Origin of the sequence: Massilia eurypsychrophila (assembly GCF_002760655.1) — a bacterium.
Classification (GTDB): Bacteria; Pseudomonadota; Gammaproteobacteria; order Burkholderiales; family Burkholderiaceae_D; genus JAFCUW01.
In genome coordinates this window covers 30,813-49,059 of record NZ_PDOC01000017.1, presented here as the reverse complement: position 1 = coordinate 49,059, position 18,247 = coordinate 30,813, and the positions used below count along the sequence as shown (strand labels likewise).

At 62.7% G+C, this 18,247-nt stretch carries 18 protein-coding genes; 11 read left to right on the top strand and 7 right to left on the bottom strand.

Annotated features, from left to right (window positions below):
- The first annotated feature begins 10 nt into the window (after positions 1 to 10).
- The 5 genes from CR105_RS21005 (at position 11) to CR105_RS20990 (ending at position 5,794) form a co-directional block, all read left to right on the top strand.
- The gene (locus tag CR105_RS21005; protein ID WP_099791834.1) at positions 11 to 1,465 is read left to right on the top strand and encodes a DUF4178 domain-containing protein; all 1,455 of its coding nucleotides are present in this window, start codon (positions 11 to 13) and stop codon (positions 1,463 to 1,465) included.
- The gene (locus CR105_RS29050) at positions 1,462 to 1,632 is read left to right on the top strand and encodes a hypothetical protein (protein ID WP_229414051.1); all 171 of its coding nucleotides are present in this window, start codon (positions 1,462 to 1,464) and stop codon (positions 1,630 to 1,632) included. The genes CR105_RS21005 and CR105_RS29050 overlap by 4 nt, the downstream gene beginning before the upstream one ends.
- The gene (gene speD / locus CR105_RS29045) at positions 1,629 to 2,012 is read left to right on the top strand and encodes an adenosylmethionine decarboxylase (RefSeq protein ID WP_229414050.1); all 384 of its coding nucleotides are present in this window, start codon (positions 1,629 to 1,631) and stop codon (positions 2,010 to 2,012) included. Before CR105_RS29050 ends, speD begins: the two co-directional genes overlap by 4 nt.
- The gene (locus tag CR105_RS20995) at positions 2,009 to 4,444 is read left to right on the top strand and encodes a zinc-dependent metalloprotease (protein ID WP_099791830.1); all 2,436 of its coding nucleotides are present in this window, start codon (positions 2,009 to 2,011) and stop codon (positions 4,442 to 4,444) included. The genes speD and CR105_RS20995 overlap by 4 nt, the downstream gene beginning before the upstream one ends.
- A gap of 111 nt (positions 4,445 to 4,555) precedes the next feature.
- Positions 4,556 to 5,794, top strand: a complete 1,239-nt coding sequence (locus CR105_RS20990; protein ID WP_099791828.1) for a CaiB/BaiF CoA transferase family protein — start codon at positions 4,556 to 4,558, stop codon at positions 5,792 to 5,794.
- 15 nt (positions 5,795 to 5,809) lie between these two features.
- Here the strand turns inward: CR105_RS20990 and CR105_RS20985 are convergent, their stop codons facing one another.
- Positions 5,810 to 6,136 (bottom strand): hypothetical protein, encoded by a 327-nt coding sequence (locus CR105_RS20985; RefSeq protein WP_099791826.1) that lies wholly within the window; start codon positions 6,134 to 6,136, stop codon positions 5,810 to 5,812.
- 61 nt (positions 6,137 to 6,197) lie between these two features.
- Positions 6,198 to 7,418: an MFS transporter gene (locus CR105_RS20980; RefSeq protein ID WP_229414049.1), complete on the bottom strand. Its 1,221-nt coding sequence runs from the start codon at positions 7,416 to 7,418 to the stop codon at positions 6,198 to 6,200.
- Between the two features lie 74 nt (positions 7,419 to 7,492).
- Here CR105_RS20980 and CR105_RS20975 point away from each other — a divergent pair, with 74 nt between their 5' ends.
- A complete protein-coding gene (locus tag CR105_RS20975; protein WP_099791822.1) occupies positions 7,493 to 8,506 on the top strand; it encodes a LysR family transcriptional regulator in 1,014 nt (337 codons plus the stop codon).
- Here CR105_RS20975 and CR105_RS20970 read toward each other — a convergent pair.
- From CR105_RS20970 to CR105_RS20955, 4 genes are all read right to left on the bottom strand, one after another.
- Positions 8,497 to 9,369 (bottom strand): hypothetical protein, encoded by an 873-nt coding sequence (locus CR105_RS20970; RefSeq protein WP_099791966.1) that lies wholly within the window; start codon positions 9,367 to 9,369, stop codon positions 8,497 to 8,499. The two genes, CR105_RS20975 and CR105_RS20970, sit on opposite strands and share 10 nt — an antisense overlap.
- 17 nt (positions 9,370 to 9,386) lie before the next feature.
- Positions 9,387 to 10,166 (bottom strand): hypothetical protein, encoded by a 780-nt coding sequence (locus CR105_RS20965; protein ID WP_099791820.1) that lies wholly within the window; start codon positions 10,164 to 10,166, stop codon positions 9,387 to 9,389.
- The gene (locus tag CR105_RS20960; protein WP_099791818.1) at positions 10,163 to 10,663 is read right to left on the bottom strand and encodes a hypothetical protein; all 501 of its coding nucleotides are present in this window, start codon (positions 10,661 to 10,663) and stop codon (positions 10,163 to 10,165) included. Before CR105_RS20960 ends, CR105_RS20965 begins: the two co-directional genes overlap by 4 nt.
- A 72-nt stretch (positions 10,664 to 10,735) precedes the next feature.
- Complete coding sequence (locus CR105_RS20955) at positions 10,736 to 11,026, bottom strand: DnaJ domain-containing protein (RefSeq protein WP_099791816.1); 291 nt, start codon at positions 11,024 to 11,026, stop codon at positions 10,736 to 10,738.
- A gap of 125 nt (positions 11,027 to 11,151) precedes the next feature.
- Between CR105_RS20955 and CR105_RS20950 the strand changes: the two genes are divergently transcribed.
- The 5 genes from CR105_RS20950 to CR105_RS20930 all read left to right on the top strand — a co-directional run bounded on the left by CR105_RS20950 (position 11,152) and on the right by CR105_RS20930 (position 17,910).
- Positions 11,152 to 12,906, top strand: coding sequence for a glutamine--tRNA ligase/YqeY domain fusion protein (locus tag CR105_RS20950; protein WP_099791814.1), 1,755 nt, complete (start codon positions 11,152 to 11,154; stop codon positions 12,904 to 12,906).
- A gap of 269 nt (positions 12,907 to 13,175) precedes the next feature.
- Positions 13,176 to 15,035, top strand: a complete 1,860-nt coding sequence (locus tag CR105_RS20945; RefSeq protein ID WP_099791812.1) for a CHASE domain-containing protein — start codon at positions 13,176 to 13,178, stop codon at positions 15,033 to 15,035.
- Between the two features lie 292 nt (positions 15,036 to 15,327).
- A complete protein-coding gene (locus CR105_RS27920; protein WP_131021774.1) occupies positions 15,328 to 16,212 on the top strand; it encodes a UCP032817 domain-containing protein in 885 nt (294 codons plus the stop codon).
- Positions 16,213 to 16,486: 274 nt separating this feature from the next.
- A complete protein-coding gene (locus CR105_RS20935) occupies positions 16,487 to 16,807 on the top strand; it encodes a glycine-rich domain-containing protein (protein ID WP_099791808.1) in 321 nt (106 codons plus the stop codon).
- A 419-nt stretch (positions 16,808 to 17,226) separates the two neighbouring features.
- Positions 17,227 to 17,910 carry a glycine-rich domain-containing protein gene (locus tag CR105_RS20930; protein ID WP_099791806.1) on the top strand — a complete coding sequence of 228 codons (684 nt, stop codon included), beginning with the start codon at positions 17,227 to 17,229 and terminating at the stop codon, positions 17,908 to 17,910.
- Positions 17,911 to 17,921: 11 nt separating this feature from the next.
- Here the strand turns inward: CR105_RS20930 and CR105_RS20925 are convergent, their stop codons facing one another.
- Positions 17,922 to 18,188: a hypothetical protein gene (locus tag CR105_RS20925; RefSeq protein ID WP_099791804.1), complete on the bottom strand. Its 267-nt coding sequence runs from the start codon at positions 18,186 to 18,188 to the stop codon at positions 17,922 to 17,924.
- Positions 18,189 to 18,247 lie beyond the last annotated feature (59 nt).

Genomic DNA, 18,247 nt, shown 5'->3' with positions numbered 1-18,247 from the left:
GCGGCAGTACATGCAGATCGTTTCCTGTCCGAGTTGCGGCGCCGAAGTCACGTTCCGTTCGCACGCCTCCGTGGTGGCGGTGTGCGAATTTTGCCGCGCGACGGTAATGAAGGATGCCGACGCCGTCAAGAACCTCGGCAAGATGTCGTCGGTGCTGGAAGACTTCACGCCGATCCAGATCGGCACCGCCGGCGTGGCCGGCGGGCGCAATTTCACCGTGGTCGGGCGCATCCAGCTGCGCTATTCGGCCGGCATGTGGAACGAGTGGTTCCTGTTGTTCGACGACGCCGGCACCGGCTGGCTGGGCGACTCGTCCGGCCTGTACACCATCACGACCGAAGCGAAGGTCGATGGCGACTTGCCCGCATTCGACATGATCGTGCCCGGCAGGCTGTATCCCATCGCCGGCCAGCGCTACACCGCGTCGGAAAAGCGCGTGGCCGAATGCGTCGGCGGCGCCGGCGAACTGCCGTTCAAGGTCGGGGAAGGCTGGCAGGCGCGGGTAGCGGACTTTCGCGCCGGCGCATCCTTCGTCACGCTCGACTACTCCGATGGCGACACGCCGGCGCTGTACCACGGCGCGTCGGTCACGCTCGAAGAGATGCGGTGCCAGCTGCTGCGCGACGAAGAACAGATCAAGGCCAGCGCCGGCAAATACCGCGGCAAGCTCGATGCGCTCGACTGCCCATCCTGCGGCAGCGCCATCAAGTACCTGCCCGGCGTGACGACCGCGCTGGTGTGCCCGGCGTGCGCGGCGCAGCTGGATGCGGCCGGACCGCAGGCGCAGATCCTCGCCAAGGGCGAGGCCGTCTCGCGCGTGCGCACCACCATTCCGCTGGGCGCCAGCGCGAAAATCAACGGCATCGACCACCAGGTCATCGGCGTGATGGTGCGCATGGACGACGAAGGCACCGAGTGGACCGAGTACCTGCTCTACAACACAAAATCGGCGTTTTTCTGGCTGGTGGAAACCGACGACGGCTGGTCGCGCGCCGACGTGATGAGTACCTGGCCGAGCTGGGAGTCGACCGGCTCTGAGCACGTGGAGCTGGACCACGTCACCTACGACAAAACCTACGACTACCTGGCGACGGTGAGGTTCGCCGCCGGCGCGTTCAACTGGCGCGTCGCGGTGGGCGACGAAGTGACCGTGCTCGAATTCGAGCATGGCCAGACCACGCTGGCGGCCGAACTGACCGACCATGAGCTGACCTGGTCGCGCTCGACGCCGGTCGCGTTCGACCAGGTCAAGACCTGGTTCCTCAGCGACTTTCAGGGCGCCGCGCCGGCGAAGGCCGCCGCTCCCGCCAGCATCGCGCAGAAGTTCTTGTGGTGGATCCTCGGCCTGAATGCCATACCGCTGGTCTTCAATTTTTCCGGCACCATCTTTTATGTCGTGCTCGCGCTACTGGCGATCTATCTGCCGGCGAAGCTGTTCGCACCCGCCGACAAGGGCAAGCAATGAACAACAAGTACTTCATCTACGCCATCTTCGTCACGCTCATCACGACCGCGACCAGCTGGACGAAAATGTTCGGCTCGGCCACCGGCACGCGCGGCGGCAGCAGCTGGACGTCGAACTCGGGCGGCTACACCGGCGGTGGCGGCTACAGCGGCGGCGGCCACAAGTGAGCGTATCGGCCCATCGCCCCGCCGGCATCCACCTGCTCGCCGATTTCCATGGCATCGCGGCCGGCCTGCTGCTGTCCTGCGAAACCATCGACGCCCTATTGCGCCAGGCCGCGCTGGCGGCCGGCGCCACCATCTTGCACGGCCACTTTCACAGCTTCGGCCCGCGGCAGGGCGTGACTGGCGTGCTGCTGCTGGCCGAGTCGCACATCTCGATCCACACCTGGCCCGAATACGGTTTCGCCGCGGCCGACATCTTCATGTGCGGCGACGCCCAGCCGCAACTGGCGCTGGCCATCATCGACGCCGCGCTGGCGCCTTCCTCGCGCAGCATCCAGACCATCTCGCGCGGCGCCGCCGCCACTACCCGGAAAGTTCAATGACACCTCGCCTGCTGCTCGTTGCCGCGCTTTGCGCCGGCACCTTCGGGACCGCTTTCGCCGAGGCGCCGAAAACGATGGGCGAACTGACCCGCTCACTGGTGGCACAGCCGGGTTTCATCGACGTCTGGCGCGACACCGAGAACGGCCGCGTGCTGCTGTCGGTTGCCAATCTCGACACGCCGTTCCTGCTGCTGGTGTCGCTGCCGTACGGCCTGGGGTCGAACGACGTTGGCCTTGACCGCGGCCTGCAAGGCGAGCCGCGCATCGTGCGCTTCGAAAAGCGCGGCGCCCGGCTGCTGCTGGTGCAGGAGAACACGCGCTTTGTCGCCAGCTCGCCCGATGCCGACGAGCGCGCCAGCGCGGTCGAAGCATTCGCCGGCGCCGTGCTGTGGTCGGGCGACATCCTCGCCAGCGACGGCGGCCGGCACCTGGTCGATTTTTCCAGCTTCCTGCAGGCCGATCGGCACGGCATTGGCGCTCGCCTGAGCCAGGCCAAGCAAGGCAGCTACAAGGTCGACGACAAGCGCAGCGCGGTGCTGGCCGAACAGGCCAAGAGCTTCCCCGACAATACCGAACTGGAAGCGATGCTGACGTTCGAGGGGCCGGGCACCGCCGAATTCGTGCGCCAGGTCGCCGCCGACCCGGCCAGCCTGACCATGCGCCAGCACGTGAGCCTGGTCAGGCTGCCCGACGGCGCCTTCCAGCGGCGCGCCTACGATCCGTATTCCGGCGGCTTCGATACCGGCTACACGGACTTCGGCACGCCGATCGGCGCCAGCATCGACGTGCGTTGGCAGGCCCGCTTCCGGCTCGAGAAAACCGATCCGCTCGCCGCTTCGAGCACGGTGAAAAAGCCGATCGTGTTCTACGTCGACCGCGGCGCGCCGGAGCCGGTGCGCAGTGCGCTGCTCGAAGGCGCCGGCTGGTGGGCCAGCGCGTTCGAGAAGGCCGGCTTCAAGGATGCTTACCGGGTCGAGCTGCTGCCGGCCGGCGTCGATCCGATGGACGCACGCTACAACGTGATCCAGTGGGTGCACCGGGCCACGCGCGGCTGGTCGTACGGCATGACGACGCTCGATCCGCGCAGCGGCGAAATCATCAAGGGCGTCGTCACGCTTGGCTCGCAACGGGTGCGGCAGGACATCCTGATCGCCGAGTCGCTGCTGGCGCCATTCGGCAAGAACGGGGCCAGCAAGGAGAAGCTGGCCGAGCAGATGGCGCTTGCGCGACTGCGCCAGCTGGCCGCGCATGAAGTGGGCCACACGCTCGGCTTTGCCCACAACTTCGCCGCCAGCCGCAACGGCACCGGCTCGGTGATGGATTATCCGCACCCGATGGTAGCCATGACGGCCGCCGGCGCGATCGACATCGGCAACGCGTACGGCGTTGGCGTCGGCGCATGGGACGATTACATCGTGCGCCACGCCTACGCCCAGTTCGAGCCGAAAGACGAGGCGGGGGCGCTGGCGCAGCTGCGCCAGCAGGCGCGCGCGAAGGGCTTCGAGTACGTCAGCGACGGCGACTCGCGCGCGGCCGGCTCCAGCCATCCGAACGGCCTGCTGTGGGATTTCGGCGGCAATTCGATCCAGACCTACGACAAGCTGATGGCGGTGCGCCAGCGCGCGCTGACCGGCTTCTCGATCGACGTGCTGCCCGACGGTCGCCAGGCCGGCGAACTGGAAGCGCGCCTGGTGCCGCTGTACCTGCTGCACCGATACCAGCTCGAAGCGGTGGCGCGCCTGGTTGGCGGCGGCGAATTCGAATACAGCACCAGCGCCGACGTGCGCTCCGGCGCCACGCGCGGCGGCGTGCGCGCGGTGCCGCCCGGGCAGCAGCGCCAGGCGCTCGAGCGCCTCGCCGCCAGCCTCAGTGCCGAGAGCCTGGCGCTGCCGGCCAATGTGCTTGACCTGATGACGCCGCCGGCGATGGGCTTCGAGCGCAACCGCGAATACTTCGGCACCCGCATGAACAGCGTGTTCGACGCCATGTCGGCGGTTGAAGCGGCCGCCGCCCAGACCTGCACCTACCTGTTCGACGCCAGCCGCTTCAACCGGCTGGCGTGGCAGCATGCGCGCGATCCGAAGCAGCCCGGTGTGCAGGAAGCGCTCGACCTGGTGCTGTCGCGCAGCTGGAAGCGCGCCGCGGTGGCCCAATCGGTGCCGGCCGGCGAAGCGGTGCAGATGGCGGCCAACTGGGTGGTGCTCGACGCCATGCTGAAGCTGGCCGCCAGCAGCGAGCTGCATCCGGGCGTGGCCGCGCAAGTGCGTCAGCAAAGCGCCGACTTCGCGCAGTGGCTGGCCGCGCATCCGGCCAAGGGCGCCAGTGGCCAAAGCCGCAAGCAGGCGGCCGACCTGATCCGGCGCTGGCTGGCCGATCCGGCCAAGGTCGAACTGCGCGCCCTGCCCGCGATACCGCCGGGCGCACCGATATAATCACGTTCCGGTGTCAGGTCTGACATTAAGACATTCACGCGTGAATGTCTTAATGTCAGACCTGACACCGGCGTTTTGCAGCCTGGCTGCCACTTATGTACAGGAAGCACGATGAACAACTCCGTTATGCCAAAGGCGCTGGGCCACATCCGCGTGCTCGATCTGTCGCGCGTGCTGGCCGGGCCGTGGTGCTCGCAGAACCTGGCCGACCTCGGCGCCGACGTCATCAAGATCGAGCGGCCGGGCAGCGGCGACGACACGCGCGCCTGGGGCCCGCCGTACGCCAAGGACGCCGACGGCATCGATACCACCGAGGCGGCCTACTACCTGTCGGCCAACCGCGGCAAGCGCTCCGTCACAGTCGATATCGCCAGCCTTGAGGGCCAGGCGCTGGTGCGCGAGCTCGCAGCCCACGCCGATGTCGTGCTGGAGAACTTCAAGGTCGGCCACCTGAAACGCTACGGCCTCGATTACGAAACACTGAAGGCGATCAAGCCGGACCTGGTGTACTGCTCGGTGACCGGCTTCGGCCAGGACGGCCCGTACGCGCACCGCGCCGGCTACGACTTCCTGATCCAGGGCATGGGCGGCTTCATGTCGATCACCGGCGAGCGCGACGACCTGCCCGGCGGCGGCCCGCAAAAGGCCGGCGTGGCGATCACCGACCTGATGACCGGCATGTACGCGACGGTGGCGGTGCTGGCGGCGCTGACCCACCGCGACCGCACCGGCGTGGGCCAGCACATCGACATGGCGCTGCTCGACGTGCAGGTGGCGATGCTGGCCAACATGGCGGGCAACTACCACGCCAGCGGCAAGGCGCCCAAGCGCATGGGCAACGCCCACTCGAACATCGTGCCGTACCAGACCTTTGCCTGTTCCGACGGCCATATCATCGTCGCCACCGGTAACGACGGCCAGTACCAGAAGTTCGTCGAAGCCGGCGGCTGCGCGCAGCTGGCCGCCGACGCGCGCTTTGCCAGCAATCCGCTGCGCGTGAAAAACCGCGCGGTGCTGGTGCCGCTGCTCGAACAGATGGTGGCGCAGCGCACCCGCGCCGAATGGATCGCCGCGCTCGAAGCGGTCGGCGTGCCGTGCGGGCCGATCAACGATATCGGCGAAGTGTTCGACAACGAGCAGGTGCGCGCGCGCGGCATCGCGGTGGACATGGCGCATCCGAGCGCCGGCAAGGTGACCCTGGTGCGCAGCCCGATGAAGCTGTCGGCGACGCCGGCCGCCGCCGCCCTGCCGCCGCCTCTGCTGGGCCAGCACACCGACGAGGTACTGCGCGAAGTGCTGGGCCGCAGCGACGACGACATCGCCGCGCTGCGATCGCGCGGCGTGCTGTAGCAGGTAGACGAGCGGTCAGTGCAGCTGGTGCTTGAGCTGCGATAGCTCGGCGTGCACGCGGGTGACGGCGGTTTCGACCTGCGGCGAAATGTGCGCTTCGCTGCGGCTGATGCGCTTGGCGTCGTCACCCATGTCTTCAAGGCGGTCGACGCATTCGACGATTTTGGCCTGGTCGTTCGACTGCAGCACCTGGTCAACCTGCTGCGTCTCGCGCGCCAGGTTCTGGATGCATTCCCTCAGCTCGGGCGGCGTATCGGCCGACGACATGCAGGCTTGCTCGGCCTGGTCGATGGTCTGCTGGATCTGGGTGATCCGCTGTTTGATCTCGTTCGCTTGTAACATGATGACGCTCCCATCAAGTGTGTCGGGAAAGTTAGACCTTGCGACGGGGAGAAAGTTGCGCTCAGGCGGCGGGCACCAGCCGGGCCGGCGTCAGCGGGGCCAGCCCGCGCAGGCGCAGCGCGATGGCGCACGCGACGCACAGCGTCGCGCCCAGCAGGCCGACCACGCCGGGCCAGCCGGCACGGCTCCACAGGACGCCGCAGAACCAGCCGATCACGCTCGAACCGAGATAGTAGAAGCACAGGTAGAGCGCCGAGGCGAGCGCCTTTGGTGCGCGCGCCCGCATGCCTACCCAGCTGCTGGCGATGGCGTGGGCGGCGAAAAAGCCGAACGTGAATACGCCGACGCCGAACACGATCACGCCGAGCGAACTGGCGAGCGTGAGCAAGAGGCCAGCGCCCATCAGCGCCATGAACACCCACAGCACATTGCGCCTGCCGAGGCGGTCGGCCAGGCGGCCGGCCCACGCCGAACTGACGACGCCGAGCAGGTACAGCATCGACAGCAGGCCGACCGCGGTCTGGCTCAGCCCAAATGGCGCGCCGAGCAGGCGGTAGCCGATGTAGTTGTAGAGGCCGACGAAGCAGCCCATCAGCAGGAAGGCCAGCGCGAACAGCCAGGGCAGGCCGGCGTCGGCCGCATGGGCGCGTACGCCGCCGAGCAGCGCATCGACGCCGCGGCGCTGGCCGGCGCGAAAATTGCGCGATTCGGGCAGGCTGCGGCGGAACTCCCACGCCGCGTACAAACCGGCCGCGCCGATCACCGCCAGCGCGACGCGCCACGAGTAGGCATCGCTGAGCGAGGCCGCCACGACGCGGCCGAACATGCCGCCAAACGCGCTGCCGCCGATGTACAGCCCCATCGAGGCGCCGAGCGATGGCGCTTCGATCTCTTCGCCCAGGTAGGCCATGGCGATGGCCGGCATGCCGCCCAGCGCCGCGCCCAGCAGGGCGCGCAGCACCAGCAGCTGCAGGTAATCCTGGGCGAACGCCGACGCCAGCGTGCACACGGCGGCGCCGAGCATGGCGGCGACCATCAGCGGCTTGCGGCCGATGCGATCCGACAGCACGCTGCTGACCAGCAGCGACAACGCCAGCGCGGCGGTCGACACCGACAGCACCAGGCTGCTCTGCGCCGGCGTCAGCGCGAACTGCAGCGCCAGCAACGGCATCAGCGGCTGCACGCAGTACAGCAAGGCGAAGGTGGAGAAGCCGCCGAACACCATCGCGCGATTGATGCGCTTGTAGGCGGGGCTGCCGGCGGTGATGGCGCTGGAGATCATGCAAAGCATCATAGGATTGCGCTTTAATACTGTCCAATATATATTTGAGGCGTTAGCAATACTTTAAATCGATCATGGAATTGCGACACCTGCGGTATTTCATTGCGGTAGCCGAAGAGCTGCACTTCACCCGCGCCGCCGAGCGCCTGCATATTGGCCAGCCGCCGCTCAGCCACGCAATCCAGGTGCTGGAGGCCGACGTCGGCGCGCGCCTGTTCGAGCGCACCAGGCGCTGGGTGCGGCTGACCGGCGCCGGCACGCTGTTCCTGGCCGACGCCCGCAAGATCCTGGCGCTGGCCGACCAGGCCTGCGAGACGGCGCGGCGGGCCGAACGCGGCGAAGCGGGCGAATTGCGCATCGGCTTCACGTACTCGACGCCGCTGACGCCACTGTTTGCCGACGTCATCAACCGCTACCGCAAGGACTTTCCGCACGTGACGCTTACCTTGCATGAGATGGCGACATTGCGCCAGCTCGACGCGCTGGGCCAGCGCACGCTCGACTTGGGCTTCGTTCGCCCGCCCGAGGTGGCGCTGCCGGCCGGCATCGTGATGACGCCGCTGCGCGAGGATCCGCTGCTGGTGGTGCTGCCGACCTGGCATCGGCTGGCGGCCAAGCCGGCACTGGCGATCAGCGAGCTGGCCGAGCTGCCGTTCGTGATGTATCCGCCCGGCGGCGGCACCGGCATTTATCCGCAGATTTTCCGGCTGTGCCGCGCGGCCGGCTTCGTGCCGCGGGTCGGGCAGACGGCGGGCGAAGCGTCGACGATCATCGGGCTGGTGGCGGCAGGCAGCGGCGTGACGTTGCTGCCAGCGTCGTTCGACCGGATCCGGATGGATGGCGTGTGCTATCGGCCGATCCTGGATGCGGACGCGACCACGATGCTGCTGCTGGCGCGCCGCGGCGGCGAGCACGCGCCGCTGGTCGACGCGTTCGTGGCGCTGCTCACCGACACCGTCAAACCCAAAGCGGCAAAAGTGCAGCAAGAGCTGCCGTGGCCACAAAAAGAAAAAGCCGTCATTTCTGCCGGTGGCAGCAATGATGGCCTTGAAATTAGCGACCTGAGCGGACGCCGTGCTCAGGAATAATCGGCGTCGAGCTCGGAGCCGGCGTAGTTTTCCAGCTCGGCAAACAGCGTCTTCATCGCCGTGCGCGTGCGCATTTTCTGGATCACGGTGCAGTGCTCACGGTACGAGTCGATCCGCTCGGCGATCACGGCCTGGTGCTGCGCCGGCACCTGCGCCATCAGTTCGGCCCAGCCGGTCTCGTAGTCGGGCTTGTTCTTGCGCACCGATCCAACCAGCCGCTCGAAGTCTTTCTGCCCGGTGCGCGCGACGATCCGCCCGCCCCCTTCGACGGCAAAAATGATCGCCAGCGCAATCACGCCTTCGGCATTCAGATCCGGATCGGTGATCGGCCCGGCGTAGTGATGGCGCCGCAGCCAGCCGGCCGCCCGCACGATCGCCTGCACGCCCTTGCGCTGCTTGAACTGCAGCTCGTAGCGCTCGGGCCCGGACCAGTTCTGGCTCGGGTCGGCGCTGCAGATGTCGACGAACAATTCCTTCAGGCGACGCTGCACATACACCGGGTCAAGGTCGTACTCGCCGACAAGCGAATCTTCCGGCAGCTGCGACAGGTCGCGGATCATGCGAAAGCCTGCCTGGAACGCGTGCTCGGCGCCATGCTCGACCAAAAACTCGAGCGCGGCGTCGTCGCTTTCATGCTGCACCGCATGGTCGAGCCCGAGCGAGACGCCGCCGACGGTCAGGAAAAAGGCGCGCTGGATCCCTTCGGCGGTGCGGTCGTTGGTGAACTTTTCAGCCACCATCGCGGTGATGCCGGCCAGTTCGTCGGCCAGCATGACCGCCTCGTCATCCTCGCCGCAGCCTTCCAGGCAGCGGATCGCCCGCACCAGCCGGGGCAGTTTTTCTTCGACAACAGCCAGCTGCATCGTCTGGACTTCCGCGTTCACGAGAAAATGCCCGTGCCGATGCTCTTGCGCGCGCCGCGTTTCGGCACGTTGCTGCGCGCCGTAGGCACCTGCTTGCGCAAGCGGTACAGCAATTCCTTGGTCGAGCGCTGCATGAACTTCGGCTCTTCGTCCGGGTCATCCGAGAACTCGGCGTCGGCCAGGTCGGCGCTGTGGCGGAAATCGGGGAACAGCTCGAACAGCGAACGGTCCCAGCCGTCTTCGCTGGCCTTGGCCAGCTCGATCGCCAGCGGCACCAGATCGCTGTCGGACGAAGTCTGGCCGGTGATGTACGGCCCCTTCGAGATGATCTCGCCGGCCACTTCGAGGATTTCCTTCGGCGCCATCGAGAACAGGATCGCGAAGACGGTGGCGCCATGGTCGCTGGCGGACGCTTCGGCCAGCAAGTCCATGCGGCGGTCCGGGTCATCGGTCGAAAAGACGATGCCGTGCACATGCGAGAACAGGCTTTCGGCGACGCGCTCCGGGTCGTCCTCGATCATGTCGTCGGACCAGGTTGCGGCGAAAAACGCCAGGCTGTCGGCCCACGCCTTGGGCGGCACCAGCAAGGTCGCCAGCGACGTCTTGCCGCCGTCAAAACCGGACAGGTGCAAGGCGGTCACTTGCGGCGCCAGGGTGGCTAGCACTTCGACCACGGCCAGGTCGCCGTGCTCTTCGACAGCATCGGAGAAGGCCTGCTCGGCGTGGCCCAGCGAGCCTGCCAGCACCAGCTCGCTGACCTGCCGCGTCAGTGCCGGCAAGTTGCTGTTGGCACTCATTGATTGTCCTCCGAATCGAACATGCCGGCGAAGTCGTCGGTGACGCCGTCCTCGTCCTGCTCGTCGTCGCCATCGTCGTTGCGGCTGAGCTGCTCGAGCGACTGGTCGTCGTCGTCCCACTTGCGCGGATGCTTGAACAGGAACGCGGCGATGATCGCCTGGCGCGCCAGCTCCGGATGGTTCTCCGTCATCGCCTGGTACATCTTGCCCGCTTCGCCTTCGCAGCTGGCCATGGCGAACACGGCCGCCGGATCGCCGCCTTCGTATTCGGCAGCTTCGGCCAGCAGCCCCTTCGGATTGCTGAACGTGATGTGGTCGACCAGCGCGAAGCTCATCATGTTGACGTCTTCGATGCCGCCGCCGCTGGCGTATTCGCTGGCCAGCGCGCTTTGCATCATCTGGTAATTCTTGCGGTTAGGCGGGTCGCCCAGGATGCCTTCGATCTGGCCTTCCAGCTCGCGTGACTGATAGGCAAATTCGGGATGTACTTTTCTCATTTTTTAATCCTGTAGTGTTCGGTAATGGCCGCGCGCTTTGAGCGCGCCGGCAGGCAGCCTGACAGTGGCAACTCAGGCAGGCAAATTCACGCCGTTCAGGCGGAACAGCGAACGCCATAATTCGAAAGCCTCGGCCTCGGCGTCAAGAATGATGCGATGATTGACGCTCTGGTCGTATTCGCTGCGCTTGGCAGGATCGGACAGGATTTCGTACGCCTTGGTGACACTTTTAAAGCGCACCTCGGCGGCCGGCGCATCGTTGCGGTCCGGGTGGAAGCGCATTGCCAGCGAACGATAGACTTTCTTGATCTCGTCGTCGCTCGCATTCGGCGCAACGCCGAGAACGGCATATAAATTTTCCACGTGAGATCTCCGGCCAAGCCAAAACCATATAAAGGGAGATTATCCTATAGAACGCGGTCGGCCGCGCAAGTTCACCTCTTCATACGGTAAAATGCTGCAACCCCATCATTTCAAAGCACTTTTCAATGAGCAACGATAAAAACAATACGGCGGCGGCGAACGCGCCCTCCTCGAACTTTTTGCGCGCCATCGTCGAGTCCGATATTGCCTCCGGCAACTATCGCCGCGACGGCTTGCCGCCTGTCATCACGCGCTTTCCGCCTGAGCCAAACGGTTACCTGCACATCGGCCATGCCAAGTCGATCTGCGTCAATTTTGGCCTGGCGCGCGACTACAACGGCGTGTGCCACCTGCGCTTCGACGACACCAACCCGGCCAAGGAAGAGCAGGAATACGTCGACACGATCATCGACACGGTCAAGTGGCTGGGGTTCAGCTGGGAGCAGAACGGCACCAGCCACCTGTACTACGCGAGCGACTATTTCGAGCAGCTGTACCAGATGGCCGAGTACCTCATTACCGCCGGCTACGCCTATGTCGACAGCCAGAGCGCCGAGGACATGGCGAAAAACCGCGGCAACTTCGGCACGCCCGGCACCAACTCGGCGTTCCGCAGCCGCCCGGCCGACGAGTCGCTGGCGCTGTTCCGTGACATGCGCGCTGGCAATTACAAGGATGGCGAACACATCCTGCGGGCAAAAATCAGCGAAGACGCGATGGCTTCGCCCAACATGAACATGCGCGACCCGGCGATCTACCGGATCCGCCACGCCCATCATCACCGTACCGGCGACGCCTGGTGCATCTACCCGATGTACGACTACACGCACCCGATTTCGGACGCGCTGGAAAACATCACGCAGTCGCTCTGCACGCTCGAGTTTCAGGACCACCGGCCGTTCTACGACTGGCTGCTGGCGACCTTGACCGAAGGCGGTTTCTTCAAGCAGCCGGTGCCGCGCCAGTATGAGTTCTCGCGCCTGAACCTGACCTACCTGGTGATGAGCAAGCGCAAGTTGCGCCAGCTCGTCGACGACGGCATCGTCTCCGGCTGGGACGATCCGCGCATGCCGACGTTGGTCGGCCTGCGCCGGCGCGGCTACACGCCGGAGTCGATCCAGCTGTTCTGCGAGCGCATCGGCGTGTCGAAGGCGGACGGCTGGATCGACATGAGCACGCTGGAAGGATCGCTGCGCGACGACCTCGACCCGAAGGCGCCGCGCGCCACCGCGGTACTGCGCCCGCTCAAGCTGATCATCGATAATTTCCCCGAAGGCGAATCGATCGAGTGCACCTCGCCCGTCCACCCGCATTTCCCGGAGCGGGGTGTGCGCACCTTTCCGATCACCAAGCATTTGTGGATCGAGCAGGACGACTTCATGGAAGTGCCGAGCAAGGGTTACTTCCGCTTCTTCCCGCCGATCGGCGACGCGCCGGGCAGCCGCGTGCGTCTGCGTCACGGTTATGTGACCGAGTGTACCGGCTACGACAAGGATGCCGACGGCAAGGTTGTCGCCGTGCACGTGAAGTATTTTGAGGACAGCAAGTCGGGCACCGAAGGCTCGAACACGTACAAGGTCAAGGGCAACATTCACTGGGTCAGCGCCGAGACGGCACTGAAAGCCGAAGTGCGCCTGTACGACCGGCTGTTTACCGATCCACAGCCCGACGGCGGCGGCAAGGATTTCCTCGCCGCGCTCAATCCGAACGCGCTGGAAGTGGTGACCGCCTACCTCGAGCCAGGCATGAGCGCGGCGCAACCGGACCAGCGCTTCCAGTTCGAGCGGCACGGCTATTTTGTCGCCGACCGGGTCGACAGCGTGGCGGGCAAGCCGGTGTTTAACCGTGTCACCACGCTGAAGGACAGCTGGGTGAAGTAAAGTGGCTGCCATACGATCAAAATCCCGCTCTCCGGTGTATGCCGCGGCGGGATTTTTTTCGGCTGTACCTTTGTCGGCCTTGTCGTGTCCCGTCCGGGCGCCGGATTTTCGCTTACCGAACGACGTGTTGTTTATGCTTTGACCACAATCCTATGCATTGTGATAGGTACACCTGCCTGTAACTTTGAGTAACTTAGATTCATATCAAGTTATAAATTTTTGCGGATGTCCAATCCGACTGCTCGATCAGTTATCGAAAGTAGAGCACGATGCACCCATTGCCTGCCGACCTCAAAGTATTTGACATTGGGAAACGTGCGATCTGGACAGGCGTTTTGTTGTCATGCGCGGTAGGCCTGTTGTTTTACTTAGCCACTGCAAGGACGATCGAGCACGATGCGCAAACGCGCTTCAACAACATGTCGCGCAGCGTGCAGACGGCGATCAACGGCAGGATTAAGAGCTACAGCGACGTTTTGCGCGGGTGCGCTAGCCTGTTTCAGACTTCAAGCCTCACACGTGAGCAATTCCATCGTTATGTGGAAGGACTATCGCTGGAACACGAGTTTCCTGGAATTGAAGCGATCTATTTCGCACGGCATATAGAAGAAGCCGAGCGACCCGCATTCGAGGAAACAATGCGAAAAGAAATTGCTTCAATGTCCAGCGGCTACCCACCTTTTCGAATTTTTCCGCCGGGGCGCCGTCCCACCTATCATGTAATCACTTACATAGAACCCATCGGTTCATGGGCCCATAGGGTGGGAATCGATGTCACGGGTGGCGGCGAACACGAATCGCTGAACGCTTCGCGCGATACCGGCCAGCTACAGGCGTCGAATGCACCGCTGAGGACGCTGTCCGGCCCTAATCGCACCGTTCTGTTCATGCGATTGCCGATTTACCGCCACGATCGGCCGGCGAAGACGGTTGAAGAGCGACGTGCGGCCTACCGCGGTAGCGTCGGACTTGGCTTCACGGTTCAAAAACTGCTTCAGGGCGTAGTAGACCAAATGCCAGTGCCAGGTGTGCGCCTCATCCTGACTGACATTGGTATCCCCCCTGGAAAAACGGGAACGCGGAATACGGATCAAGCGCAGGTTTTGTTTGATAGCAAGGCTACCGCCGGCTTACCTGCTTCGAGCTCAGTGAAGGCCAATTCGAAAAACTTCTCAACTATGTTGCCAGTTGGATTCAATAAGCGCTTATGGGAGGCACAATTCACCGTCAACCGACAGAACCTTTACACCGGATTTGATGTCTATGTGCCTTGGCTGGCCATGCTGGCTGGGTTTGTTAGTACATTGCTTGTCTACATATTATTTCAAACGCTTACCTCATCGCGTCGCAACGCCGTCGCGCTCGCTCAGAATATGACCAAGGAATTGCGAGCGAGCGAGGCAAAGCTGCAGTTATCTAACGAAAATTTGCGCAGGCTTGGCGCTCATGCTGAAAACATCAAGGAAGAGGAACGCAAGCGCATCGCCCGCGAGATCCATGACGATCTCGGACAAAACCTGCTTGCACTCCGGATTGAAGCCGACATGTTGGCATCACGTACGGGAACAAGACACCCCAGGTTGAACGCCCGGGCGCGCGCAACCCTGAACCAGATCGACGCAACCATTAAAAGCGTTCGCCAAATCATCAACGATCTACGGCCGAATGTTCTCGACCTTGGGCTAAATGCGGCGGTCGACTGGCAAATTACCGAGTTCAGGCGCCGTACGGGTATCGGTTGCGACCTGGCGGAGACCCATCAGGACATCCAGGTAAGCGATCACTGCGCCACCGCTCTCTTCCGCATCTTGCAAGAATCGCTAAGCAATATCTCTCGCCATGCAAACGCCACGCGGGTTCAAGTCGTCCTTCGTGTGGAGAGAGAATGGATCTGGATGTCCGTGGGTGACAATGGTCGCGGCATTCATCCCACATGCCGTCACAAACCGGGGTCCTTCGGACTTGTCGGAATTGAAGAACGGGTCAACATCTTAGGTGGGACTTTCGAAATCCACAGCGACGCTGGCACGGGCACCACCATCCGGGTTGCCGTTCCAATGCGCGTGGCCCTGGAAGGACCTCTGCGAGGGCGGTTTAGCGCCGCCCATCAAGACGCCGCACTCGTCTGATTAACGCTGCCAACATTCCTACACTGTTTCTACCGAAACATCTCGTCGAAAGCGAGAAAGCGTCGTTGTTGCGGCGAACCCACGGCTTAATTTGATTGATCAAACGCAAGTTCGCGGGACCCTTTGTAAGCAAGAATCACCTTAATGCTTCTCGTCAATACAAGCAGACGGAAACACCGCCGCAATCCCGGCCGGGAGCCTTGACCCTGACAGTACAATTCTTACGAGAAGCCGCAATTCAGGCTAAATAATAACCATTAGTTACAAAACCTCCAAACACGAAGGATATGCGATGAATTCGAAACTGAAAGAAGTATGCAAAGCCATCTTCGATCTGAACCTGGATCCGATCAAGGAAAAATTGATGCACGTGGAATCAGGCGAGGGTTGGACACTCGACCAGGTAAAGACCGCGGACTTTGAATACCGGCGCTTTTTATGCCTGATGAAACTGTACCCGAACGAACAGATGGCACCGCTTACCGATGTCGACATCTTCTGGCACTACCATATTCTCGACACGATGAAATACGCGATCGATTGCCAGAAAATCTTCGGCTATTTCTTGCACCACTATCCTTACGTCGGCCTTGCCGAAGACGAGGCGGCGGACCATCGCAATGTCGGCGCCCGGATGCATCAGTTGTACGCTGCAACGTTTGGTCACTCGGGTGACGGTCGAGTCGAAGGCGCTACGAGCACAGAACTGGCGTATTGCTCCCAAGGGTCAAATGATCGCGATTACCGCGTGGCCGAAGTAAGGTCGGCAACGACTTCATATTGTTCCCAGGCGCCTGCCGCTGTGCCGGCGACGGGATACTGTTCACAAGCGCCAGCAGCAGCAACAACGTCGTACTGCTCTCAGGCACCAAGTGCAGCACAAACCGTCTACTGCTCGCAAGCGCTAAGTACAGCGGGAATGGCGTACTGTTCGCAAGCACCGAGTGCAAGGGCGATGACCGCCTACTGCTCGCAAGCACTGCTGCCCGCAACGACGACGGCGTACTGCTCTCAGGCCATTCGGCCGACGACGTACTGCTCACAAGCGCCGCGGGCGGCGATAACAAGCTACTGCTCGCAGGCGCTCATCGCAAGAGGCCGCACCGCGTACTGCTCGCAAGCGCCCAGCGCGAACGATTTCAGCTACGCGACGCGCTCGTTGTCGGTTGCAGCCTAGGCGGGTCGACGTCGTCGCCGGCCGCCCCTTGCCGGGTGGCTGTCGACGACAGATCGGTCGGATTTTTTTGCCTTCCCAGCTGGCTCCTGACAGGTCGACTCCTCCCCCCCTAGTGACCGTTCAGAATGTCCGAACTCGCGCCGCTGTTGACCTTGATCAAACTAAACGCAGGAGATCCGTTCAAAATTTGATTTTCGTTAGGATGGCTGCGATAACCTGCATCCGCGGTTGCGACAGTTGCCGATCCCCGAAAATAATCATCAAAGGATAAGGCATGATCTTCAGCGAACACTTCACCCCAATCGCAGCACTTGACCTTACGCCAATCAAGCAAAAATTGATGGTCCAATCCGGCACTGCATGGAGTGCCGAGAAGGCTGACGCGGTGGAAGCCGAATACCGCCGGTTTCTTTACACCATGAAAATTTGTCCGGGGGCGGAAGCCGCTCCCACTGCAGAGGTGGACAGGTTTTGGCGGGTTCATATTGTCGAGACAAAAAGGTACGCCCAAGACTGTGAGCGCGCGTTGGGATTTTTCCTGCACCGGCCTGCGAACCTGAAGATCACCCCGATGGCGATCCAGCGATCGCACTAAGTTCCTCCTCTATCGTCCCCGCGCGGCGCGAGCCGAACAAGCGTCGAATCTGACGACCGAAGTAGTCGACGCAGATCTGTTCATTCGCTTAACTCCCGACGTTGCCGTAGGAGTCTCGACTACGGGTATCTGCGAAAACGTACGAGTAGCAGTCACTGGGCGCGCATGGTTCCCCTGGCACATCGTCCAGCGCCGTGAGCTGTACAACGCCACTTTCCCTTCACCTCCCACTTTTCAACCCCGGTAGTTCACAAGCCGCCTCGGCGCGCGCTCGCCAAAATGGCCTACTTTTGATTTTTATCAAGCTACCGTTCTGTTAACTGTTCGATATTTGATTTTCGTCAAAGGTTGCGTTGCCGAAAAGTCTGGCGACAACACCATTTACAAATACGGAAATTTTTCATAGGAGAGAAATCAACATGAATATCGCGGAACAGTTTGCTCCCATCGCAGCGCTTGACCTGGACCCAATCAAAGTGAAGCTCATGCACGAAGAGTCCGGAGAGGGCTGGACTCGTGGTTATGCAGACGAAGTCGAGTTTGAGTACCGCCGATTCTTGTACCTGATGAAAAAATTTCCGAACGAGCAGGCAGCACCGCTGTTCGATGTGGATGTATTTTGGCATTATCACATCCTCGATACCATGAAGTACGCCGCTGACTGCGAGGCAGTGTTTGGCTACTTCCTCCACCACTTCCCTTACGTCGGGCTGCGCGGCGAAGAAGACCTGACATTTCACTATAACGTCGGTGAGCGCATGCGCGAACTGTATGAGCAGACTTACGGCAACGCCAATTCCAGCCAGGTCGAGCCAGGGCCCGCACTCGGAAGCCGGACAAGCACAGCATACTCCATGCCCGTCAACGCGCAGACGCTATCGGTCCGCACCGGCCGAGTCGCATATTCCGCTAATGTCGCCTATTCGATGCCAGCCGCGGTCGCCTACTCAATGCCGTCCGCAAAAGTGGCTTACTCCATGCCAACGGCGCAACGAGCAGGGTCGAGTTCGACAGACGGACTTGGTATGGGGCGTAACATGGCCAATCTTCCAACGACAAACTTATCACACGTTCGCCCTACCTTGGCAGGCGCCGCGGCGTAGGATTGCCACCTTCATGCCGCCGACGACGTGTTGAATTTCTTTGGGCTTGCCATCAGCGCGCGTAACTCGCGGATGCTGAAATCACTGACGTCGTGCATGCGCAACAAAATGGTGGCCCCGATCGGCAAGGTCCGGTGACGGATCTTGCTGATCACTGGCGGCGCTACTTTCAATGCGCGCGACAGCGCGGCATCGTTCTTCAGCTTCAACTTCGCGATAATCGCGTCGAGCAGGTTGTCGGGATAGTAGCAAGCTGTAGTCGGGAGTGTCTTGGCCATGTCCGGAGTCTTTCGAAAAATGACGAACCGCGCCGGCTTCGCGCGCGTTCGCCGTACTG

What these genes read in the sequence shown, in the direction of transcription:
- CR105_RS21005 (WP_099791834.1), top strand. Translation starts at nt 11, where the DNA reads ATGCAGATCGTTTCCTGTCCGAGTTGCGGCGCCGAAGTCACGTTCCGT.
- CR105_RS29050 (WP_229414051.1), top strand. Translation starts at nt 1,462, where the DNA reads ATGAACAACAAGTACTTCATCTACGCCATCTTCGTCACGCTCATCACG.
- CR105_RS20995 (WP_099791830.1), top strand. Translation starts at nt 2,009, where the DNA reads ATGACACCTCGCCTGCTGCTCGTTGCCGCGCTTTGCGCCGGCACCTTC.
- CR105_RS20990 (WP_099791828.1), top strand. Translation starts at nt 4,556, where the DNA reads ATGAACAACTCCGTTATGCCAAAGGCGCTGGGCCACATCCGCGTGCTC.
- CR105_RS20985 (WP_099791826.1), bottom strand. Translation starts at nt 6,136, where the DNA reads ATGTTACAAGCGAACGAGATCAAACAGCGGATCACCCAGATCCAGCAG.
- CR105_RS20980 (WP_229414049.1), bottom strand. Translation starts at nt 7,418, where the DNA reads ATGATCTCCAGCGCCATCACCGCCGGCAGCCCCGCCTACAAGCGCATC.
- CR105_RS20975 (WP_099791822.1), top strand. Translation starts at nt 7,493, where the DNA reads ATGGAATTGCGACACCTGCGGTATTTCATTGCGGTAGCCGAAGAGCTG.
- CR105_RS20970 (WP_099791966.1), bottom strand. Translation starts at nt 9,369, where the DNA reads ATGCAGCTGGCTGTTGTCGAAGAAAAACTGCCCCGGCTGGTGCGGGCG.
- CR105_RS20965 (WP_099791820.1), bottom strand. Translation starts at nt 10,166, where the DNA reads ATGAGTGCCAACAGCAACTTGCCGGCACTGACGCGGCAGGTCAGCGAG.
- CR105_RS20960 (WP_099791818.1), bottom strand. Translation starts at nt 10,663, where the DNA reads ATGAGAAAAGTACATCCCGAATTTGCCTATCAGTCACGCGAGCTGGAA.
- CR105_RS20950 (WP_099791814.1), top strand. Translation starts at nt 11,152, where the DNA reads ATGAGCAACGATAAAAACAATACGGCGGCGGCGAACGCGCCCTCCTCG.
- CR105_RS20945 (WP_099791812.1), top strand. Translation starts at nt 13,176, where the DNA reads ATGCACCCATTGCCTGCCGACCTCAAAGTATTTGACATTGGGAAACGT.
- CR105_RS27920 (WP_131021774.1), top strand. Translation starts at nt 15,328, where the DNA reads ATGAATTCGAAACTGAAAGAAGTATGCAAAGCCATCTTCGATCTGAAC.
- CR105_RS20935 (WP_099791808.1), top strand. Translation starts at nt 16,487, where the DNA reads ATGATCTTCAGCGAACACTTCACCCCAATCGCAGCACTTGACCTTACG.
- CR105_RS20930 (WP_099791806.1), top strand. Translation starts at nt 17,227, where the DNA reads ATGAATATCGCGGAACAGTTTGCTCCCATCGCAGCGCTTGACCTGGAC.
- CR105_RS20925 (WP_099791804.1), bottom strand. Translation starts at nt 18,188, where the DNA reads ATGGCCAAGACACTCCCGACTACAGCTTGCTACTATCCCGACAACCTG.